Raw genomic sequence first — 20062 nt, 5'->3', positions numbered from 1 at the left:
GGCTCAGGGGGCGGTGACGACCGCGGTGCCGCCCGCCCCCGCGGTGATCCGGCCGGGGCACAGCCCCCGTGCGGCGAGCCCGCTGAGGATCTGCGGCACGGCGCCGACGGTGCTCTGGTAACCGCCGTCGTGCATGAGGATGATGCCGCCGGCCCGCAGGGTGGCGGCGGCCTGGACGATCTGCTGGGTGCCCGCGCCGTTCCAGTCCTGGGAATCCACGTTCCACAGGACCTCGGTCAGCCCGAGGCGGGCCGCGTCCGACTTGACCTGCGCGTTGGTCTCCCCGTAGGGCGGCCGGAAGAGAGTGGGCGCCTGTCCGGTGATGCGCTGGATGGTGCTCTGGGCGGTGGCGATCTCGTGGTACGCGGCCGGTTCGCCGATCTGGGTGAGGTGGGCGTGGGTGGCGGTGTGGTTGGCGATCCACATGCCCGCCGCCTGCTCGGCCCTGAGCAGGTCCGGGTACTGTTCGGCGTGCTGGCCCCAGATGAAGAAGGTGGCCTTGGCCCCGCCGGCCCGCAGAGCGGTGAGCAGCGCCTGCGTCGATGAGGGGTTCGGTCCGTCGTCGTACGTCAGACCCACGTAGCCGTTGGGGCAGTTGGCCCAGGCCGCATCGCCGCGTGCCTCCCCGGGCGTGGCCGCCGGGGACGGCCCCACCGAGAGCGCCGCCATGGCGGCCGTGGCCGCGGCGATGAGCCCGATCCGTATGCGGTTGCGCGCGCTTCCGAGCATTGTTCCTCCTTGACGGGCGTGGTGGAGGTGCACCTGTTCGCAGCGCCGCCGGAGCCCGCCGCGGATGGCGATCGATGCGGAGTATGCTGCGGGACTGACACAGCGTCAACGCTCTCTTCCGGAACAGTTCCGGAAGGAACTTCCCGTCACACTTGCGCTGGCGACCTTTTGAACTGTGGCTTCTCGACACCGAGCGACAGATCTCGATCACCATGGTGATCTTGAGGTCACCGGGCCCGAAAGATTTCCGGAAACGGGATGGCGCGTGACCGCCGGAACTCACCCGCGCCCCGGAGCGACTACCTGGTTCGCCGGCACCCCGCCGGCTCTTGCCCGAATCAGGGAGTCACGCATGGCAGAGGTGGACCGCAATGTGGCGGTGCTGCTGTACGACGGGTTCACCGCGCTGGACGCGGTCGGCCCGTACGAGGTGCTGTGCCGGGTACCGGGGGTGACGGTGACCATGGTGGCCGAAAAGGCCGGGCGGGTCCGTAGGGACGGCGCAGACCATGCAGCTCGCCGTGGAGTACGACCCCGCCCCGCCCTATGACACCGGCAGCCCGGAAAAGGCGGGCCCGCAACTTCAGCAGCTCGCGCTGAAGTTGCTCGCGGACTCCGCGCGATAAGTCGGCGGGGCGGTGACGCCTGTGCAGGAATGGGGTGAGCGATTCCATTCCTGCACATTATTCAACTCACAACTTGAATCAACTTGTGACTTGCATCACAGCCCATCGGCAATGGATCACAAATCCGCTCCCCTGTGAAAAGATGCCACCTCGGGGAGGCAAGAATGCCGACAATGATTGTTATCGGATACCGGGAAGATCTCGATCAGGCAATACGCCACCGCGGCCTGGACCCCTACTATCTCGTACAGCCACCGGCGATCCCGCCGAAGGACCGCGACTTCACACGCGTCGACGACATCGAGAACGCCCAGGAAATACTGCGAGCAGTGCTGTCCGCGCGCATCGACGATGTGGCCGGAGTGCTCAGCGTCCATGAGATGGGCGTATTCGGGGCAGCCTATCTGCGGCAACAGCTGAACCTTCCCGGCAACACGGACTCAAAGAGAGTCCTCTACTTCCGGGACAAGAACCTCCAGAAGAGCGCACTGCCCCGCGACATCAAGCGAGCGCGCTGCCGATATGCATCACGGGACACGTCGTTCACCGATCTCGCGGACGATCTGGGGAATCCCTTCGTCATCAAGCCGGCGACGGGAGCCGGAGCCCTCCGTACGAGCATCGTCCGTTCCCCGGAAGAGTACTCGCAGGCCCTGGAGCCATTCCCGGGCCAGTCGGAGGTCGCGATCGTCGCCGAGTCCTTCGTAGACGCCCCGGAAGTCTATATCGATGGCGTCTGGGAGAACGGCGATCTTCGATGGTCGTCCATGAGCAGCTACCACGTCTCACCGCTCAGCGCCGCACGGGGCGACATCCTGGCCGCGTACACGCTGGACAGAAGGCGACATTCGACACTTTTCCATCAGGCGGAGACGCTCGCCGGACACGTACTGACAAGCCTGAACGCACCTGATTGCGTATTCCATCTGGAAGCGTTCACGGAAGAAGCAGGGCTGACTTTCGGCGAGTGCGCCATCCGTCTCCCGGGGGCGCTGTCCCCTCAGGTCAACAAGTTGACGTACGGCGTCGATCTCTTCGACGTCGAAATCAGTCTCGCGCTCGGGGAAGGGGCGTCTCAGGCGCTGGCGAACAACAGCACACCGGAGCGCTTTCACGGATACATCCTGCTGCGTTCCGCGCCCGCCGGCAATCTGACTCAACAGGATTTCGAACGCAACTTCCGTTTCGATGAGCTCCATTACTCTTCATCCCCCGATGCGCCGGTCGGGCCGTACGGCCGCGTCGGGCAGGCGATCGTGTCCGACCCGGATGAGCTGAAACTTCGACAGACGATCGAGGAGATCGCGCGATTCAACGAGGCCGGACCCGGCCAGCGGGCCGAATGACCGGCTCGCCATGTTGCTTATTTCGTGCTTGGGAGGCTGAGAACCAGTGATCGTGCTCGGTTACAACGGATTCAGCAGAGGTGCGGAACTTTTTGGGCGTCTTTACGGGGCGACCGGCGTCGGCCGTAATCTCCTGGTGGGTCATGACGCCGCAGCGGCTCTGGTCATCGACGGCGAGATGGTCGCGGCGGTCGAGGAGGAGCGGCTGAGCCGGGTCAAGAAGACCTCCGACTTTCCGGCCAAGGCAATCGAATGGTGTCTGAGCTCCGCCGGTGTCGAACTCGACCAGGTGGATGTCTTCGCTTTCCCCTGGCGCTTTTCGCCGACCGTGGCTGAGGAGATGATTTCGCAGATATGCGACTCCGACATACCGGTCACGGCCAAGTTCGACGCCCTGCGCAGCACGGGCGAGCTCTACACCGGCATGCTCAGCCGCGACGCGGTGTACGACGACTTCGTCCAGCGCACCGGCTATGAACTGGATCCCAACAAGCTCAGCCTGGTGCCCCATCATCTGGCGCATCTCATGTGCGGCGCCTATCTGGCCGGCGGGGGCGACGCGGCCTTCCTGGTGAGCGACGGCCGGGCGGAGACCCTGTCCTCCGTTATGGGGGAACTGCGGAACGGCGTGGTCCGGCTCTTCGACGAGAGCGCCGTCCCCATGACCAGCTCGCTGGGTGTGGCCTTCGGGAGGATCACCCGCTATCTGGGGTTCGTTCCCAACAACGACGAGTACAAGGTGATGGGCCTGGCCGCGTACGGCCCGCCGCCGCGCCACAACCCCCTGCTCGAACGCGTGGTGCGACTGCACGAGGACGGCTCGTACACCATCTCCATCCCCCGGGACATCGGGGCCTACTACGCACTGTTCGACACCCTGTTCGATGGCGACAGTGAGAAGCGCGAGCAGTTCGACTTCCGCGTCAAGGTCGCCGGACTGGCGCAGCACATGGTCGAGGCCATCACCGCTCATCAGCTGCGCTCGCTGACCGCGGCCTCCAGCCTGGACACCCTGCTCTTCGAGGGCGGGCTGGCGCTCAACTGCGTGGCCAACACCAAGATGCTGGAGAGGTCGCCCTTCACCGGCATGGAGGTCAGCTTCGGGGCCAGCGACCCGGGTGTGGCCATCGGCGCGGCCGTGTACGCCGCCGGTCTGCGGAACCGGCCCGCCGACGCGGTCACCACCCCGTACCTGGGGCCCTCGTACGACGAGAGCCAGGTCCTGGACGCGCTGGCGGAGTTCACGGACAGTGTCGAGTGGCAGCAGGAGCCCGACGCCGCCGCGGTCGCCGGCAGAACGGCGGAGCTGCTGGCCGGCAAAAACGTCGTCGGCTGGTTCCAGGGCCGCGCCGAGTTCGGACCGCGTGCCCTGGGCAACCGCAGCATCCTCGCCAATCCGGCCTTCCCCGATATCAAGGACATCATCAACCTCCGGGTGAAACACCGGGAGCCCTTCCGCCCCTTCGCGCCGGTCATCCTCGAGTCCGAGGCGCCACGCGTCTTCGAGATGGGCAAGAAGACCTCGTCCCCCTATATGACGTTCGTCTTCCCGGTGCGGAAGGAGTACCAAGAGCGGATTCCCGGCGCGTGTCATGTGGACGGCACCTCCCGCGTCCAGACGGTGAACGAGCGGCAGAACCCCGCGTTCGCGGAGCTGTTGCGCGCCTTCACGGCGCGGACGGATGTGCCCTGCCTCCTGAACACCTCCTTCAATGTGGCCGGTGAGCCCATCGTCTGCTCACCGCGGGACGCGCTGGAGTGCTTCCTCGCCACCGAGATCGACTATCTGGTCATCGACCGGTTCGTGGTCACCAAGAAGGGCAGCTGAGCCGTCGGCCCGCAGGTCACGCTCGACCTGCGGGCCGGCGTCCGGCCCTCGCCGGGGCGCTACCCGAGCCGGAGGGGCTCGTTCGGCCCGCTCTTTGCCTCAATGGTCAGGAACGACAGAACGTCATCGCCGATGTTCTTCAGATCATGAAGGTGGTACCGCCCCGTCGCGAGGTCGAAATACCGGGTCTGTCCACGGACATAGGAGATCTCCCGCGTGCTGCCGTCGCTGTTGTGCTGGCGGGCCCGGCCGTCGGTGAGGGCTGTCCAGTGGTAGGCCAGCACATGTCGATGGACGGGAATCCGCTCTCCCGGGTGCAGACGGGTCTCCCAGATGCGCAGCTCATCGGTCTCCTTCAGCAGCGACTGGCCGACGCAGCCGTGGTGGGCGTTGCTGTCGAACTCGGCCTTCAGCGCCGGACTCCAGCGGGCGAATCCTTCGGCGACGACGGTGGAGGCCAGGGGGACATCGGGGAGAGGACCATTACCCACGAACCGCATCCTTTCGGTCTTGGGGTCACAGGGCGGAGGAGAGTGCTTCGAGCAGCGCGTCGTTGGCGCGCCGGTCACCGATGGTGATGCGGCAGGTATCGGGCACGACGCGCCCGATGGCGGCGACGAGGATCCCCGCGGCCTCCAGTTGGGCCACGACGCGCTCGTACTTGTGGAACCGGACCAGCAGGAAGTTGGTCTCCGAGGGGAACACCCGGTCCACGGCGGGGTGATCGGCCAGTGCCTCGGCCAGGCGATCGCGCTCGGCTCGGATGCGTCGAATACTGTCGAGCACCGGCCGGGAGTTGGTCAGCCGGTCCCGTACGGCGCGCTGCGAGGCGTTGGTGAACCCGAAGGGCACCTGCACCCGCCGCAGCGCTTCGACGATGCCGGGCTGGGCGAGGACGATCCCGCAGCGGGCGCCGGCGAGCCCCCACGCCTTGGAGAGTGTCCTGAGCACGATGAGGTTCTCGTGCTGGGCGACCAGCCCCGCGTAGGAGGGCTTCTCGCTGAACTCGACATAGGCTTCGTCGATCACCACCAGCCCCCGGCCGCGCGCCAGCAGGGTGTGTATCTGCGCCGGATCGAGCCTGGTCCCGGCGGGGTTGTTCGGATCGCACAGGATGGTCACCCGTGGATCGGCCGCCAGGATGCGCTCGGTGTCCAGCCGGGACAGGTCCTCCCCGCACAGCGGCACCTCGGTGACGGGCAGGCGCAGGACGCGTGCGAAGTGGTCGTAGAGCGGAAAGGTGGGAGGCGTGACGCAGACGCCCTCGCCCGGCGAGGCCAGCGCGGACAGGAGCAGCAGGACGCCGTCCACCGCCCCGCTGCTGAACAGCAGATGGTCCGCGCTCAGCGCGTCGAGTCCGTCATGGCCGGGCAGCTTCGCGACGGTGGACAGATATGTCCGGGCGAGCTCCGCCGTGTCGAGCTCGGGATAGCTGCCGTCGGCGCCCAGGAACGGGTTGGTATTGCTCGACAGATCGATCTGGTCGAACCGTGGCACATGGCGGAAGCGGGCCGGGCCCGGGACCGGCACCGTCGTGACGGGGGGCGCCGCGAAGTCCGACAGTGCCTGCTCCCCTTCCTCCTCCGGGATCGCCAGGCCGGGGGCCCGCAGCCAGTGGTCGAGGGGGATGAACAGGTCGGCTCCGAGGCGCCGCATGCGGTCGGCGTCCCCCCGGCCGAGGTGGACCCAGTCCAGGCCGGAGTCCCGGGCATGGAGGTACAGCCGGTACACGGACGCGTCGGAGAGGCCGGGCCGGACGACGGGGGCGTCGTGGTCGATGGCCTGCGTGAGGCAGTAGATCCCCCTGCCGTTGTGGGACGTGGTCATGAGCCCGGCCTGGACGACGGTGTTCCCCCCGCGGCGCACGAACATCTCGGTGCGCTCCGCCAACTCCCCCTGTGTCAGCGCGTCGAGGGCGTCGGCGTTGTACAGATTGCCGTGGCCTCCGTCGCGCTCGGCCTGGCGCCGGTGGAGCTCCACGAAGGCGTCCCGCGCCCAGGGCTTCCCGTCGAGCTCGCTCAGCGGGATGCTCTCCCAGGTGACTTCATGGGCGGCCTCCTCGTGGTGGCGACGCAGGTCGCCGAGTCGCTCGGCACCGACGCGCTCCCGCAGGACGTCGTCCACCTCCCCGGTCAGCCGGACGACACACTCGCTCCCGGCGGCGACGGGAGCGAAGCCCGCCGCCCGCAGCGCGCCGGTGTCGTCGCTGCGGCGCACGCCGGGCACGAGGATCTGGTCCACGCCCAGCTCCTCCGCCCGGCCGACCAGCTCATCGACGGCGTGCGCGGCGGGGGCCGGATTGGTCGGGTTGTGCGGGGATCCCCCGCCGACCAGGGTGGGGCGTTCGAGCACCGCGGGGTCCAGGGCGGCGAACGCACCGGCGTCCCGGCCTATTCGGGCCAGGGAGCACACAGGCGCACGGGACCCGAGGGCGGCGCACAGCACCTGCTGGAGCGCGTCGATATCTGCGGACCTGCGCATGCTCGTTCTCCACTCCTCTGTGTCACTTGGATATCTCGGCTCCGTGCGCCTCGACATAGGTGTCGATGCGGTCGCGGTATTCCTCGAACAGGTCGGCGAGGGTGCGGGCGATTCCGGTCTTCCAGCCGACGGAGCAGTCGCCGATCAGGCCGCGGCGGAGGTCATGGTCGAAGATCGCTGTTTCCCGGCTGTAGTCGCCGCGGTCCAGTCGCACCGGCACTCCGGTGAGCGCGGACATGTATTCCAGCAGGTCAGTGATGCCGACCTCCTCGTCACCGCCCCAGTTCACGACGCGCGCGGGCACCTGGGCCGCGTCCCACAGCAGCGGCACCTGGCGCACGACGTCATCGGTGTGCAGCAGGTTGCAGTAGTTCTGCCCGTCGCGGGGTACCGCGCACGGCTGCTCCTTGCGCATCTCCCGGAACAAGATCATGGGCACGCCACCGTGGCCGTACGGGCCGTAGGCGATGTTGAGGCGAGCGATCACCGTCGGCAGCGCGAGTGCCTCGGCCAGGCCGCGCACCACCCCCTCGGCGGTGATCTTGGCGACGGGGTAGGTGGGCAGCCACGGTGCCGCCCCGCCCAGAGGATCGCTCTCCCGGTACCGATGGGTCCGGTCGGCCCGGTTGTAGACCACCCCGGACGAGACGTACAGGAACGCCTCGGCCGCGGAGCAGTGTGTCATCAACCGTGCCGTGCCGACGGCGTTGATGCGCGCGGTCTCCTCGAAGTCCTTGCCGTCGCCCCGGTGCACGGCCGAGTGCAGCACATGGGTGAAGTCGCGTGGCAGGCCCTCCAGGTCATCGGTCGCCATGTCCCAGGTGACGGTGCGGGCGCCCAGCTCCTCGAGGGCCTTGCGCGCCTGCCGGTCGCCGAACCGGCCCAGGCACCACACCTCGTTGCCGGAGGCGAGCGATTCGGCGACGGGCCTGGCGACCTGCCCGGTCCCGCCGGTGACGAGAATCTTCTTGCCCTGCATGATCGGCTGCTCCTGCTCGTGTCAGCGGTTGCCCCGGCCCGTCCTCAGCCGAGCGACCGGGCCAGTTCCTGCCGCAAGGTCGCCTGGAAGGTGTGCACGTGCTGCGGGCTCATCAAGGTGTAGTGCTCCCCGTCGACCTCGATATAGGTGTTGGGGTGGCGGGTGAACTCGTCCCAGTCGCGCAGTTGGTTGTCCAGCCACTCCTGTTTGGTGCCGCGCAGCGGGGTGCAGTAGAAGACCTTGACCTGCCCGACCGTCGCCGAGGGTTCGTAGGCGCGCCCCAGGTGCACCATGCTCTGGGCCAGCTGAACCCAGTCGGCGAACCGCTTGAGTGTGAGGTCCAGTTCGGTGAGGCGCCGCTTCGGGGCGTGATCGATCAGATGGGCCAGCTGGTCGGCCTCGGGCAGCGGGCGGAGGGTGGCGGTCAGCTCCTCGATGTCGGCGGGTTTGATCAGCTCGAGGAAGAGGGCCAGGTTGATCGCGCCGTCGGTGAAGGTGATCTCGTTCATGCGGCCGGAGATCCGCGGCGGCAGATTGAAGACGCCCACGAAGTCGACCTCGTCGCCGTCGGCCTCCAGCCGCTTGGCGATCTCGAACGCCACCGCCGCGCCGTAGGAGTACCCCGCGACGGCGTACGGTCCGCTGGGCTGCGCCCGCCGGATCGCCTCCACATAGGTGGAGACCATGTCGGCGAACGACCCGAAGTGGGTCTCCCCCTGCCCGAACCCTCGGGCCCGCAGCGCGTAGAACGGCCGCTCGCCGGTGAAGTACTTGGCGAGGTTGACGAACACCAGCACCTCCCCCAGGCCGGGATGGACGCAGAACAGCGGCGTCCCGTCCCCGGTGACCTGGAGCGGCACCAGCGGATCGTAGGCGGAGTCTCCGTCGGCGCCCTGCCCGGCGGTCAGCCGGGCGGCCAGTGCCCGTACGGTGGGGGCCTGGAGGACCGTCGACATCGGCACATCGTCGATGCCGAACTCGGTCTGAATCTCCAGCTTGAGCCGCAGCACGTCCAGCGAGGTTCCGCCGAGATCGAAGAAGCTGGCGGTCGCGGACACCGTCTCGGTGCTCAGTACGCGCGCGTAGACGCCGGCCAGCGCGGTCTCGACGTCCCCCTCCGGCGCCACATGGCCGCCGAGGAACCGGGTGCTCACCTCGTCCGCCCGGCGGGCCGCCTCGTCCAGGCTCCCCTCCTCGACGGCCGCGCGCAGCCGCGACCGCTGGACCTTGCCGAGGTTGCCGCGGGGGATCTCGGCCTCGGTGACGGGGAGGATCAGCTGGGGGCGGAACCCCCAGTGCAGCACCGTGGAGCTGCGGATCGCCACGATGGCCCGGTACAGGGCCGTCTCGTCGGCGGGATCGCCGGCCGGGACGAACGCGACGGCGAGCTGTTCGGAATCGGCCCCGTCGGGTCTGATCGGGAAGGCCGCGACCTGCCCGCGCTTCACCCCGTCCAGCTCGTCCAGGACCGCTTCCAGGTCGTGGCTGTAGTAGTTGACGCCGCTGACGATGATGGAGTCCTTGGTACGGCCGACCAGCATCAACCGCCCCTCGGGGTCGAGGTGGCCCAGGTCGCCGGTGCAGAACCAGCCGTCGGGGGTGAACGCCTGCGCGGTGGCCTGGTCATTGCCGAAGTACCCGTCGGAGACCATGGTGCCGCGCAGCTGCACCTCGCCCGGCTCCGGCGTGCCGGGCCCCGTGCCGGGCCGGTCGGTGGTGGCCAGCACCGTGCCGTCGCCGCCGGTGATACGGATCCGCAGACCCAGCACCGGGCGGCCCAGCGGGGGGAACTCGGTGTCCAGGTCAAGGGCGGCGAAGTCCCGGTTGAACACGCTGCCCGCGCAGGTCTCGGTCATCCCGAACGCGGGCACGATCACGTCCTCGCGCAGCCCGTAGCGGGCGAGCGTGCGCAGGAATGCCCGCACGGTGGCGGTCACGGTGGCCTCGCCGCCGGAGATGATGTGCCGCACCTGCGACAGATCCAACTCCTCGGGCGCGAGGGGACGCCCAGCGAGCGCCTGGTTGAGCTGCCCGAAGAGGAAGTTGGGGGTGAACGTCACCCGCACCCGATGGGCCGCGACCAGCCGGAGGAACTCCACGGGGTCCGCCAACACGGTGGCGGGAGTCGTCATGACCTGGCGTGCGCCGTTGAACATCGGCAGCAGGTGTGCCTCGATCGCGGCGATGTGGTCGACCGAGATCCAGTTCAACGAGGTGTCGTCGGGGCCGAGGTCCAGCGCGCCGGCCTTACCGGCCTGAGCCGCCAGCAGGTTGGCGTGGGTGAGCCGGACCGCCTTGCTCGCTCCGGTGGACCCGGAGGTGAGCATCAGCAGGGCGAGATCGTCCGGTGCGGGCGTATGGAGCCGATCGTGCTCGGCCGAGGCGTGGCTGAGCTCCTCGACCGTCACGGACCGCAGCCCGACATCGGGCAGGTCCCCGTGCGCCGCCTTGGAGACCACCACCAGCGGGTCGCCCAGGAGCGTGCGCAGATGCTCCAGCTGCGCACGCCACCGGGAGGGGTCGGCCGGCGGTGCGATCGGGCACGGCACGGCACCGGTGAGCAGGCACCCCCAGAAGGCGCGGAAGAAACTCTCCGGATCGTTGGCCGCTATCAGCACTCGGTCGCCCGGGGCGGTGCCCTGGCCGCGCAAACCCTCGGAGATCCGGCAGGCGCAGTCGCGCAACTCGGCGTAGGACAGGAACGGACCGCCGATGAAGGTGATGCCTTGAGTTGTCTCGGAAGCCGCACGCTCGAGCAGCTGCGGGAGCGTCGAAACATGACGTTGATCCGGCATGGGAAAAGCCCTCCGATCGGAAGGGACGGAAAACTTTAGCGAGCAGAATCCTGGGCAGGGGGTGTCGGACCCTCGGTGAAGACATGCGGAAGGCAGGGCGGACGTCGCCCATGAGCCGATCCCGTGAGAGCCACGGAATGTGAAAGTTCTCCCGCAAATTCTGGCTCCCCCAGCTAACGCCGGGAGGTGCCCCCTGGGGTCCGGTTCAACGCCGGCGTATGCCGGCTAGCCGCTGCCGACCTCATTGAATCGCGGATACGATCGCCTGCCCGGCGCGCCCATAGGGCCCGACGGGCGCATCAAGTGATTACTGGATCTCATCGAAGAGAAAATTGCGCTCGAAAATCCTGCAGAGTCAGATTTCCACCCCTGGAGCGACGCAGAAGTATGAACCCATGACAACCATTGCCGGAATCCTGTCTCCCCCGGTTACGGCTGACCAAAACCTTGAAGAAGTGATTTGCCATCCTGCCGACACAGGCCAACACGCGGTTATCATTTCACAGGGATAGAGAGATGTAGCGTGTGACATAAGTCACAAGTCAATCCCGCTCCCCAAATAGTTACGGCCCGTACGGGTACTGCGAATTCAACTGTTGCAGGCAAAAAAGGCATATAACGCGGTTCGAGGGCGCGGGTCGGCGGACGCCGAAGCGATCGGCTAATTCCGCCCCGAGGTCACGGCGTGCGGGTGATGTCGTCGATCGCGAGAGCCGTGCGCAGCGTGGTCAGGTCGCCGACGCTGGTGAGGGAGACGCCGAGCAGGCTCTCGATGCGTTTGACGCGCAGGCCGACGGTGTTGGGGTGGATGAAGAGAGCCTCGGCGGTGGCGTTGGTGTTGAGGTCGTGGTCGAGATAGGTGCGCAGGGTGGTGACGAGGTCGGTGCCGCGGCGCTGGTCGTACGTCCGCAGGGGGCCGATCCAGCGTTCGGCGAGGACGCCCATGCGCTGGGGGTCGACATCCGCGAGGAGCATGCCGATCACGCCTGCCGAGGCCACCGTGAGGACGTCCTCGCCCGGGGCGTACGGGATGAGCCGGAGCAGGCCGAGGACCTGGCGGAAGGCCCCGGACAGCTGGTCCGGCACCGGGCACCTCTCGCTGACGGCGACGCGCACGCCTCCCTCCATGGCCTGGGCGGCGACGGTCCGGATGTGCCGGGCCAGCTCCTCCGCCCCCGCCGGGTCCGGCGCCGGCGCGACGATCACGATCACGCCGTCGCGCAGCGCCAGCAGGGGCTTGGGACGCGGCCGGGACAGCACGAGCGACTGGACCAGGCGCAGCAGTTGCGCGGTGACCGCCTCGCCGGCCTGTTCGTGCCGGACGGCCAGGACCCGCTGTGGCAGCCGAAGGTCGCTGCCGAGCCGGTCGCCGCGCGCGATCAGCGCCTCCGGGTCGGAGAGCGCCCCGCTCGCCAACTCCGAGACGAGGTCGCCCCGCAGCTGCCACTGCGCGTCGACGACGGCGCGGCGGCGCAGCAGCTCCAGCCCGAGGACGACGGCGGCCTGCTCGATGGCGCGCAGCCGGAGGTCGTCGTCCTCGGCGTCCCCGGCCAGCCACAGCACGCCCAGCGTCTCCTCGCCCACCCGCACCGGCCCCGCGAGCAGGCCGGGGAACGCCTCGGAGGACATCACCGGGGAGGCGGGCGCGACCAGGTCGAGCAGCGAGCGCACGCCGCCCCCGCCGCCACCACCACCGTCGGCGTCCGGCTGCCAGGACAACCAGTCCGGCGGCCGGACGGACACCCCGGCGCGCGCCACGCCGGCCAGGGTCTGCCCGGAGACGTCCTGGACGACCACGGCACGGTCCGCCGTCTCGGCCAGGGCGGCGGCGATGTCGGCGATGCCGCCGCCGCGCCGTGCGACGCCGATGAACCGGTCGTGGATGGCGGCGTGCTGCTGAAGCAGCTCCGTGTGGTGGCGCAGCGTCTCGTTGAGGGAGCTCAGCTCCCGCACGCGACGCCGGTCCCGCTCGAGGTGCGCGCTGGTCTCCAGGGCGATCCCGGCGTGGCTGGCGAGGACCTGGAGCAGCTCCAGACCGCCCGGGCCCAGCCGGCGCGGGTCGCTCCCGTAGACGTTCATGGTGCCCACGGTCTCGCCCTGGTTGCGCAGCGGGACCGATGCCATGGAGTGGTGCCCGTGTTCCTCGGCGGCCTTGGCCCAGGGCCCGTACGAGGGGTCGCGGGAGATGTCCTCGACGATCACCGGGGCGCATTCGACGTAGGCCCGCCGGGACGGGCTGCCGGCGAAGGTGCCCTCGGGCGCCAGCAGCAGCGGGGACTCCTCGTTCACCAGCCGGAGGTAGCTCTCGCTCAGCCCCCAGGAGCCCTCGATCCGCAGGACCGCGCGGTCCTCGTCGACCAGCAGCACGGCCGCGCTCTCGTAACCGAGCAGGTCGCAGGCCGTTCGGGCGATCTGCTGGAGCAGGGCGGGCAGATCGCGCTGCTGGTTGACGGCGATGGCGAGTTCGTCGATGGCGCTCATCCAGCGCAGCAGGTCCGGCGGTGCGGAGGACGCGGCGCCCATCGTTGCCTCCCGTATGGCGTTCCCTCGTATGGCGATCCAGATGCTGTGCTCGCCCCCATGTTAACGACGAATCGCTAGGGGGTCGCACATGCGATGCAGGGGGCGCGCGGGGCCACGATGGCGTCCACCACCCCCTGGTCGAGAGGAATCCACGGTGGACACCTATCAGGGCCTGCGCGCCGCGGTCGTCGGCGGCTCCATCGGAGGGCTGTGCGCCACCTGGGCGGGGACAACGAGGTGGTGCACGACGACGCGGTCGAGTGGCGCTATTCGTCCTGGTCGACGATCTACCGCGCCCTGCTCGACGACTTCGGCACGGACCACTACCACCTCGGCGAGTTCTGCGCGGGGTTCGACCAGGACGCCGACGGCGTGACGCTGCGGTTCGTCTCCGGCCGGACCGAGACCGCCGACCTGGTGGTCTTCGCCGACGGCATCACCTCCACCGCCCGCCGGCGGCTGTTCCCCGACCTCGTACGCCACTACTCCGGATACGTCGGCTGGCGCGGCACCGTCCCGGAGGGCGAGGTGAGCGAGGAGACCCGGCGTCTGCTGGGCGAGGCGCTGACCTACAGCGTGGCCCCGGGCACGCATATCGTCCTCTACCCGATCCCCGGCCCGGACGGGGAGATCGAGGAGGGGCGGCGCCTGCTCAACTACGTCTGGTACCGCAATGTCCCGGACGGCCCGCGGCTCCACGAACTGACCACCGACCTGCGCGGCTTCGAGTGCCCGGTCTCCGTCCACCCCGGTCAGGTGCAGCAGCGCTTCGTCGACGAGATGCGGTCCGCGGCGGCCGCCCAGCTGGCCCCAGCGGCGGCCGAGGCGGTCATCCGGACCCGGCAGCCCTATATGCAGGTGGTGTTCGACACGCGCATCCCGGCGATGGCCGACGGGCGCGTGGCGGTCATCGGCGACGCCGCCTTCGCCGCGCGCCCCCACGCCGCCGCCGGCACGGCCAAGGCCGCCGACGACGCCTGGACGCTGTACGAGCACCTGCGCGCGTCCGACGGCGACATCCCCACCGCTCTCAAGCACTGGGAACCCGCCCAGCTGCGGCTGGGCAACCAACTGATCGACCGCGTCGCGCGCATGGGACACCGCTCCCAGGTCGAGGGCACCTGGACGCCGGGGGACCCGGACCTGCGGTTCGGCCTGTACGGGCCCGGCGTCTGACGCCCGGCGGCTCCTTACGATCCGCCCCGTGCCGCGTTGCCCGGCGCGGGCCGGTGCGGTGGATCCGCCTCGGGGCCGGCCAGCGCCAGCCGCTGTCCGAGCCGGACTCCATGCTCGTAGAGGGCGGCGCCCTCGGCGAGCCGGTCCTTCTCCCACGCCTGGAGGGCTGCGTCCACCGACGGGACCTGATGGAGGGCGGTGAAGAGGGCGATGGCGTCGGCGGCCGCCTTCTCCGCGCTGGCCGCGGTGTGCGGCCGGACCACAAACGCCGCGTCCCCGGTGAGCAGCGTCCGGCCCCGGCGCATCCGGGAGGCGTGCCCGTCGAGAATCGCCTGCGCGAACGGCTCGCGGGTGTGCTCCACCAGCCGGCGCAACGGCTCGGGCAGCGATGTCCGGGCGCGGTCCAGGAGCTCACCGCTCACCCGCGCGGCCATCAGCCCCGGGGGCAGGGACAGTCGGTGGGCAGTCCCGTCCCGGACGGTGGTGATGCGGTCCAGGCCGGCCGCGTCGGCGCGTACGTACCACACCCAGTTCATCCGGAGGCTGCCCGGCGTGGTGCTGCCGAAGTCGCCGGGGATGAAGTAGCACAGGAAACTGGGTGCGGTCGCCGTCGTAGAAGCTGAACCGGTCACGGAAGACTTCGCTGAGCTCCTCGGGGAGTTCGGCTTCGTCGATCACGCCGCGGTACGCGACGTATCCGGCGTAGCGGGGAGCGCCGTCGGGGGCGACGAGTCCGCGGTGGCGGGACGCGGAGCCATCGGCGATGATCGCGAGGTCGACGGGGTGGACGGCTTCACCGAGGTGGACGTCGACGCCGTCGGGCCGGGGCGTGAGGGCCGTCACCCGCCGCCCGTCGTGGTACCGCTCGCTGTCGAGGCGGTCCCGCAGGGAGGTGTAGATCGCTCCCCAGGAGATCATCCGCTGCCGCGTCAGCGTGTGATGGCTTCGCCCGTCCCGGCCGAAGAACTGCCGGTGTGTGACGGGGACGCTGATCCGGTCCGGGTCGACGCCGCAGAACACACTGAGGAACCAGGTGACGCTCGGCTGTAGCACGATCCCCGCGCCGCGGTCGTCGGGGCGGCCCGCGGACCGCTCCCAGACCGTGACGTCCAGCCCGAGTTCGGCGAGCGCGACCGCCTGGAACAGCCCGCCGAGCGAACCGCCGACGACGCCCACAGTTCTGACGTCCGACACCGCGGTCACAGCGAGCACACCCCGTCCTCGCACCCGGCCCCGGTGGGCGGCCGGTTGGCGTGGCGCTCCAGGACCTCGACGAGCGCCTCGGTTTCCACCGCTCCGGTGATGGCCTGGCCGCCGACGACCAGCAGCGGCACCCCGCGCAGGCCCAGGTACTCGGCGAGCCGCTCGTCCTCCCGCACGGCCGCCTCGAGCGCCGGGTCCGTCAGCCGCGCGGCGACATCGAGGACGAGCTCGTCGCGGCCGTTCTGCGCCGCCGCAACGACGAGTGGTGCGCGCGTCTGCGCACACTCGCCGCCGCCGCGAGCACCCCCGAGGACCAGCTCCTCGCGATCTTCGACCTGCTGGGTCAGGAGTTCGCCGACCCCTCCTACCGCGGCAGCGACCTGGTGAACGTCGCCGCCGAATACCCGGACCCCGACCACCCCGTGCGCGTCGCCATCCGCGACCACAAGCGCGAAATCCTCCGCTACCTGGCAGAGCTCGCCACGGCGGCGGAGGAGACCGACCCCGAGAAGGTCGCGGCCACCGTGCTCACGCTCGCCGACGGAGCGGCCTGCGTCCGGGTCAGCGTCGGCGACCAAGGCGCCGCCGCCCTCGCGCGGGAGGCGGCATCGCGGCTGCTGGCACACCGCTGACCCGGGCCGGCCACCGCTGACCCGGGCCGGCTCAGGCGCCGCTGCCGAACACCGCCGACTCCGTGGTCCACGCGGCGGCCTGCTCGCTGAGGGAGAGGCCGAGTCCGCCGCGGTTCGGGATGACCATGCGGCCGTCCTTCAGTTCGAGGCGCTCGTTGAACATCGGCTCGAGCCACTCGAAGTGCTCCACCCACGCCGTGCGCGGATAGGCCGCGGACAGATGGACGTGGATCTCCATCACGAAGTGCGGGGCCAGGGCCCGGCCCTTGTAGTCGGCCAGCGCCGCGATCTGGAGGAACGGGGTGATGCCGCCCACCCGGGGAGCGTCCGGCTGTACGAAGTCGGACGATCCCGCCTCGATGAGCGCGCTGTGTTCGCCCACGCTGGTCAGCATCTCGCCGGTGGCGATGGGGGTGTCGAGCGTGGCCGCGAGGGCGGCGTGCCCCTCGGCGTCGTACGCGTCGAGGGGCTCCTCGATCCATGTGAGGTCGAACTTCTCCAGGACCCGGCCGACCCGGGTCGCGGTGATCCGGTCCCACTGCTGGTTGGCGTCGACCATCAGCGGAACGCCGTCGCCGAGATGCTCACGCACCGCCTCGACGCGCCGCAGGTCCACCGACGGGTCCGGCGAGCCGACCTTGAGCTTGATACCGCCGACGCCACGGGCCCGGGCCAGGTCGATGTTCTCCAGCACCTCTTCGATCGGCATCGACAGGTAGCCGCCGCTCGTGTTGTAGACGTCCACCGCGTCGCGGTGCGCGCCCAGCAGTTTGGCGAGCGGCAGGCCCGCCCTCCGCGCCTTGAGGTCCCACAGAGCGATGTCGAGGGCCGCGATGCCCTGGACGGCCACGCCGCTGCGCCCCATGGAGGCGCCCGCCCACACCAGCTTGGACCACAGCCTGCCGGTGTCGCTCGGGTCCTCGCCGATCAGCTCGGGGGCGATCTCCTTGGCGTGGGCGTAGATCGCGGGTCCGCCGGCGCGCTTGGAGTAGCTGAAGCCCAGGCCCTCATGGCCGCCCTCGGTCCTGACCTCGGCGAAGAGAAAGGCGATCTCGGTGAGCGGCTTCTGGCGGCCGGTCAGTACCTTGGCGTCGCTGATCGGGGCGTGCAGGGGCAGTTGGACGAGGGAGAGGCGGACCGACTCGATGCGGTCGCTGGTCGCCTCGCCCGGGACGGACGCCCAGGGCTTGAAAACGACCGACTCGCTGGGGGCGATGCTCATGAGTGCTCCTTGATGCCCGAATTGATGATCGGAGTGATGCTCGAAACGCGAGCGACTGGCTGAGGACGGATCGGCGGATCGCCGGATCGGCCGTGGAACGGTCCTTGAGGCGCCCTACTCCCCCGCCGCCCGCACCGGGTTGACGAGGCGGCCGATGCCCTCCACCTCCGACACCACCGTGTCCCCGGGCCGCAGGGCGCGCGGCGGGTCCATGAAGTCACCGCACCCCGAGGGCGTTCCGGTGAGGATCACATCGCCGGACCGTAGCGTGAAGAAGCGGCTGAGGTAGGCGATGAGCGGGCGGACCCCGAAGAGCATGTCGGCGGTGGTGCCGTCCTGCACCTGCTCTCCGTTGACCCATGTCCGCACCGCGAGCCGCTGCGGATCCTCGATCTCGTCGGCCGTGACGACGACGGGGCCCAACGGGCAGAAGGTGTCGAGCCCCTTGCCCCGTACCCACTGGCCGTCGTCGGCCTGAAGGTCACGGGCCGATATGTCGTTGGCGACGGTGTAGCCGAACACGACGTCGAGCGCACTGTCCTCGGGGATGTCGCGGGCCTCGGCGCCGATGACGACCGCGAGTTCGGTCTCCCAGTCGACGCGCCGGGTGACCGCGGCGTCGATGACGATGGCCTCGCCGGTGCCGATGGCGCTGGAGGAGAGTTTGGTGAAGAGATACGGCGCCTCGGGGCGCGGCCATCCCATCTCGGCGATGGTGTCGAGGTAGTTGAGGCCGATGCCGAAGATCGTGCCGGGCCGGTGGGGCAGGACGGGCGCGACCTCGTCGGCGGTCAGCGATTCGCCTCCGGCCGGGACGGGGGCACCGGCGATGACGTCTTCCAGTCGGAGGTGGCCGGGGGCGAGGCGCCAGGTGTCCTCGGGCCCTGCGACGGCGAGCGCTCGACGGCCGTCGTGGACGATGGTGCTCAGGCGCATGGGTGGACCCTCCCGGATCAGTTCTTCGGATGGCGGCCGGAAACTGCGTGCTCTTTCCGGGAGAGACCGGAGTTCCCGTCCTCGTTCTCACGGATGAGCAAGGAGGCGAGCGCGGCGATGAGGGAGAAGACGGCGAGACCGACAAGGCCCCATTGCGCGCTGCCCGTCTGCTGTTTGACGATCCCGAATCCATAAGGCGCGACGAATCCGCCGAGATTCGCGATCGAGTTGATGACGGCGATGGCGACGCCGATCACCATCGGGTGGACGGTGCGCTGGACGATGGGCCAGAAGATCGGGCTGATGCTCTTGAATCCCATGGCGGCGACCGTGAGCATCGCCAGGGCGAGCCAGGGGGAGGCGATGGCGGCGAGGTAGGAACCGGCGGCCGCGGCGAGGAGGGCTCCGATGAGCAGCGGCTTGCGCCGGTCGGTCCGGTCGCCGATCCGGGCCAGCAGGAACATGGCGACGATGGCGAAGAGCCACGGCACGGAGGAGAGCAGGCCCACGGTGAAGTCGTTGGTGCCCTCGATGTTCCGGACGATCGAGGGCAGCCAGAAGGTGTTGGCGTAGATCGACATCTGGACCGAGAAGTAGATGAAGACGAACAGCAGGATCTTCGGGTCGCGCACCACGGACCAGAGGGTCCGGCTGTCGCCGCCGTGCCGGTTCACATACTCCGCTTCCTCCGCCTCGATGGCGGCGGTGAGCTCGCGCTTCTCATCGGCGGTGAGCCAGCGCGCGTCCTCGACCCGGGAGTCGAGACGGAAGAAGGCGAAGACGCCGATGGCGACCGACATGGCCCCCTCGACCAGGAACATCCACTGCCAGCCCGTGAGTCCGAGGGTGCCGTCCATCCGCAGCAGCGGACCCGACAGAGGACCGGAGACGGAGAACGCCACGAGCGCGCCGACGGCGTACCGCGCATTGGCCCTGCCCCGGTAGGCGTTGGGCAGCCACTTCGCCAGGTAGTACAGAACGGCGGGTACGAAGCCGGCCTCGGCCATACCGAGCAGGAACCGCAGCACGTAGAAGCTGATGGGTCCCTGGGCGAAGAGCATGCACGCCGAGACCACGCCCCAGCTCACACAGATTCTGGACAGCCATATCTTGGGGCCGAATCGCTTCATCAGCAGATTGCTCGGCACCTCGAAGATGAAGTAGGCGATGAAGAAGAGTCCCGCACCGAGCCCGTAGGCGGTTGCCCCTATTCCCAGATCGGCCTCGAGATGGCTTTCGGCGTAGCCGATATTGGAGCGGTTGAGCTGATTGCACATCATCATGATGGCGAACAGCGGAATGACCCGGCGCATTATCTTGGCGACGGCGCTGGAGAGTTCGGTGCTGCCGGGAAGGGATGTCATGTGCGGCCGTCTCTTCCGTCGTCATTGACAGGAACCAGCCGGGCTCCTCGCATTAAGTCCCATTGAATGGGATGGAGTATCGACCGGCGGGACACACCGTAGAGTCGACCCGGGGCGGCGTCAAGGATCAACGAGCAGTTCCCACTGACTGAGAATGCGTTTCTGCCACTGGGAATCCGAGGCGGTTCGGTGTTAGCGTCCGGGGCACCAGTCGCGACCGCG

At 69.2% G+C, this 20062-nt stretch carries 16 protein-coding genes and 1 pseudogene; 5 read left to right on the top strand and 12 right to left on the bottom strand.

Features of this window, described 5'->3' with window-relative positions:
- Nucleotides 1-3 precede the first annotated feature (3 nt).
- Nucleotides 4-729 (bottom strand): polysaccharide deacetylase family protein, encoded by a 726-nt coding sequence (locus ACH4S9_RS27685; RefSeq protein ID WP_311722165.1) that lies wholly within the window; start codon nucleotides 727-729, stop codon nucleotides 4-6.
- 352 nt (nucleotides 730-1081) lie between these two features.
- Between ACH4S9_RS27685 and ACH4S9_RS27680 the strand changes: the two genes are divergently transcribed.
- The 3 genes from ACH4S9_RS27680 (at nucleotide 1082) to ACH4S9_RS27670 (ending at nucleotide 4529) form a co-directional block, all read left to right on the top strand.
- A complete protein-coding gene (locus ACH4S9_RS27680) occupies nucleotides 1082-1279 on the top strand; it encodes a hypothetical protein (RefSeq protein WP_398374275.1) in 198 nt (65 codons plus the stop codon).
- Nucleotides 1280-1519: 240 nt separating this feature from the next.
- Nucleotides 1520-2701 carry an acetyl-CoA carboxylase biotin carboxylase subunit family protein gene (locus ACH4S9_RS27675; RefSeq protein ID WP_398374273.1) on the top strand — a complete coding sequence of 394 codons (1182 nt, stop codon included), beginning with the start codon at nucleotides 1520-1522 and terminating at the stop codon, nucleotides 2699-2701.
- A 46-nt stretch (nucleotides 2702-2747) separates the two neighbouring features.
- Nucleotides 2748-4529 (top strand): carbamoyltransferase, encoded by a 1782-nt coding sequence (locus tag ACH4S9_RS27670; RefSeq protein WP_398374271.1) that lies wholly within the window; start codon nucleotides 2748-2750, stop codon nucleotides 4527-4529.
- A gap of 59 nt (nucleotides 4530-4588) precedes the next feature.
- On the opposite strand, the gene ACH4S9_RS27665 is transcribed toward ACH4S9_RS27670, so the two are convergent.
- From ACH4S9_RS27665 to ACH4S9_RS27645, 5 genes are all read right to left on the bottom strand, one after another.
- The gene (locus ACH4S9_RS27665) at nucleotides 4589-5029 is read right to left on the bottom strand and encodes a hypothetical protein (RefSeq protein ID WP_398374269.1); all 441 of its coding nucleotides are present in this window, start codon (nucleotides 5027-5029) and stop codon (nucleotides 4589-4591) included.
- Nucleotides 5030-5045: 16 nt separating this feature from the next.
- The gene (locus ACH4S9_RS27660) at nucleotides 5046-7010 is read right to left on the bottom strand and encodes an aminotransferase class I/II-fold pyridoxal phosphate-dependent enzyme (protein WP_398374268.1); all 1965 of its coding nucleotides are present in this window, start codon (nucleotides 7008-7010) and stop codon (nucleotides 5046-5048) included.
- Nucleotides 7011-7032: 22 nt separating this feature from the next.
- Nucleotides 7033-7989, bottom strand: a complete 957-nt coding sequence (locus ACH4S9_RS27655; RefSeq protein WP_358845959.1) for an NAD(P)-dependent oxidoreductase — start codon at nucleotides 7987-7989, stop codon at nucleotides 7033-7035.
- A 44-nt stretch (nucleotides 7990-8033) separates the two neighbouring features.
- Entirely contained in the window at nucleotides 8034-10784 is a 2751-nt protein-coding gene (locus ACH4S9_RS27650; RefSeq protein WP_398374266.1) for an alpha/beta fold hydrolase, read from the bottom strand.
- 678 nt (nucleotides 10785-11462) lie between these two features.
- A complete protein-coding gene (locus ACH4S9_RS27645; protein ID WP_398374264.1) occupies nucleotides 11463-13307 on the bottom strand; it encodes a helix-turn-helix domain-containing protein in 1845 nt (614 codons plus the stop codon).
- Between the two features lie 210 nt (nucleotides 13308-13517).
- Between ACH4S9_RS27645 and ACH4S9_RS27640 the strand changes: the two genes are divergently transcribed.
- Nucleotides 13518-14483, top strand: a complete 966-nt coding sequence (locus ACH4S9_RS27640) for an FAD-dependent monooxygenase (protein WP_398374263.1) — start codon at nucleotides 13518-13520, stop codon at nucleotides 14481-14483.
- A 14-nt stretch (nucleotides 14484-14497) separates the two neighbouring features.
- Here ACH4S9_RS27640 and ACH4S9_RS27635 read toward each other — a convergent pair whose 3' ends face one another.
- The 3 genes and pseudogenes from ACH4S9_RS27635 to ACH4S9_RS27625 form a co-directional block, all read right to left on the bottom strand.
- Nucleotides 14498-15019, bottom strand: coding sequence for an FAD-dependent monooxygenase (locus tag ACH4S9_RS27635; RefSeq protein ID WP_398374262.1), 522 nt, complete (start codon nucleotides 15017-15019; stop codon nucleotides 14498-14500).
- 73 nt (nucleotides 15020-15092) lie between these two features.
- Nucleotides 15093-15401 (bottom strand): annotated as a pseudogene (locus ACH4S9_RS27630) (hypothetical protein); the annotation flags it as partial.
- A gap of 281 nt (nucleotides 15402-15682) precedes the next feature.
- Nucleotides 15683-16105, bottom strand: coding sequence for a DsbA family protein (locus ACH4S9_RS27625; protein ID WP_398374441.1), 423 nt, complete (start codon nucleotides 16103-16105; stop codon nucleotides 15683-15685).
- 3 nt (nucleotides 16106-16108) lie between these two features.
- Between ACH4S9_RS27625 and ACH4S9_RS27620 the strand changes: the two genes are divergently transcribed.
- Nucleotides 16109-16318 carry a hypothetical protein gene (locus tag ACH4S9_RS27620; RefSeq protein WP_398374260.1) on the top strand — a complete coding sequence of 70 codons (210 nt, stop codon included), beginning with the start codon at nucleotides 16109-16111 and terminating at the stop codon, nucleotides 16316-16318.
- 31 nt (nucleotides 16319-16349) lie between these two features.
- Here the strand turns inward: ACH4S9_RS27620 and ACH4S9_RS27615 are convergent, their stop codons facing one another.
- The 3 genes from ACH4S9_RS27615 to ACH4S9_RS27605 all read right to left on the bottom strand — a co-directional run bounded on the left by ACH4S9_RS27615 (nucleotide 16350) and on the right by ACH4S9_RS27605 (nucleotide 19840).
- Nucleotides 16350-17540 (bottom strand): mandelate racemase/muconate lactonizing enzyme family protein, encoded by a 1191-nt coding sequence (locus ACH4S9_RS27615; RefSeq protein WP_398374259.1) that lies wholly within the window; start codon nucleotides 17538-17540, stop codon nucleotides 16350-16352.
- Between the two features lie 114 nt (nucleotides 17541-17654).
- Nucleotides 17655-18476: a fumarylacetoacetate hydrolase family protein gene (locus ACH4S9_RS27610; RefSeq protein ID WP_398374258.1), complete on the bottom strand. Its 822-nt coding sequence runs from the start codon at nucleotides 18474-18476 to the stop codon at nucleotides 17655-17657.
- Nucleotides 18477-18493: 17 nt separating this feature from the next.
- A complete protein-coding gene (locus tag ACH4S9_RS27605; RefSeq protein WP_358845968.1) occupies nucleotides 18494-19840 on the bottom strand; it encodes an MFS transporter in 1347 nt (448 codons plus the stop codon).
- Nucleotides 19841-20062: the final 222 nt, after the last annotated feature.

It is taken from the genome of Streptomyces sp. NPDC021225, assembly GCF_044332865.1.
Classification (GTDB): Bacteria; Actinomycetota; Actinomycetes; order Streptomycetales; family Streptomycetaceae; genus Streptomyces.
Note: the sequence above shows the minus strand (reverse complement) of the source record. Positions and strands in the feature narration are given on the sequence as shown.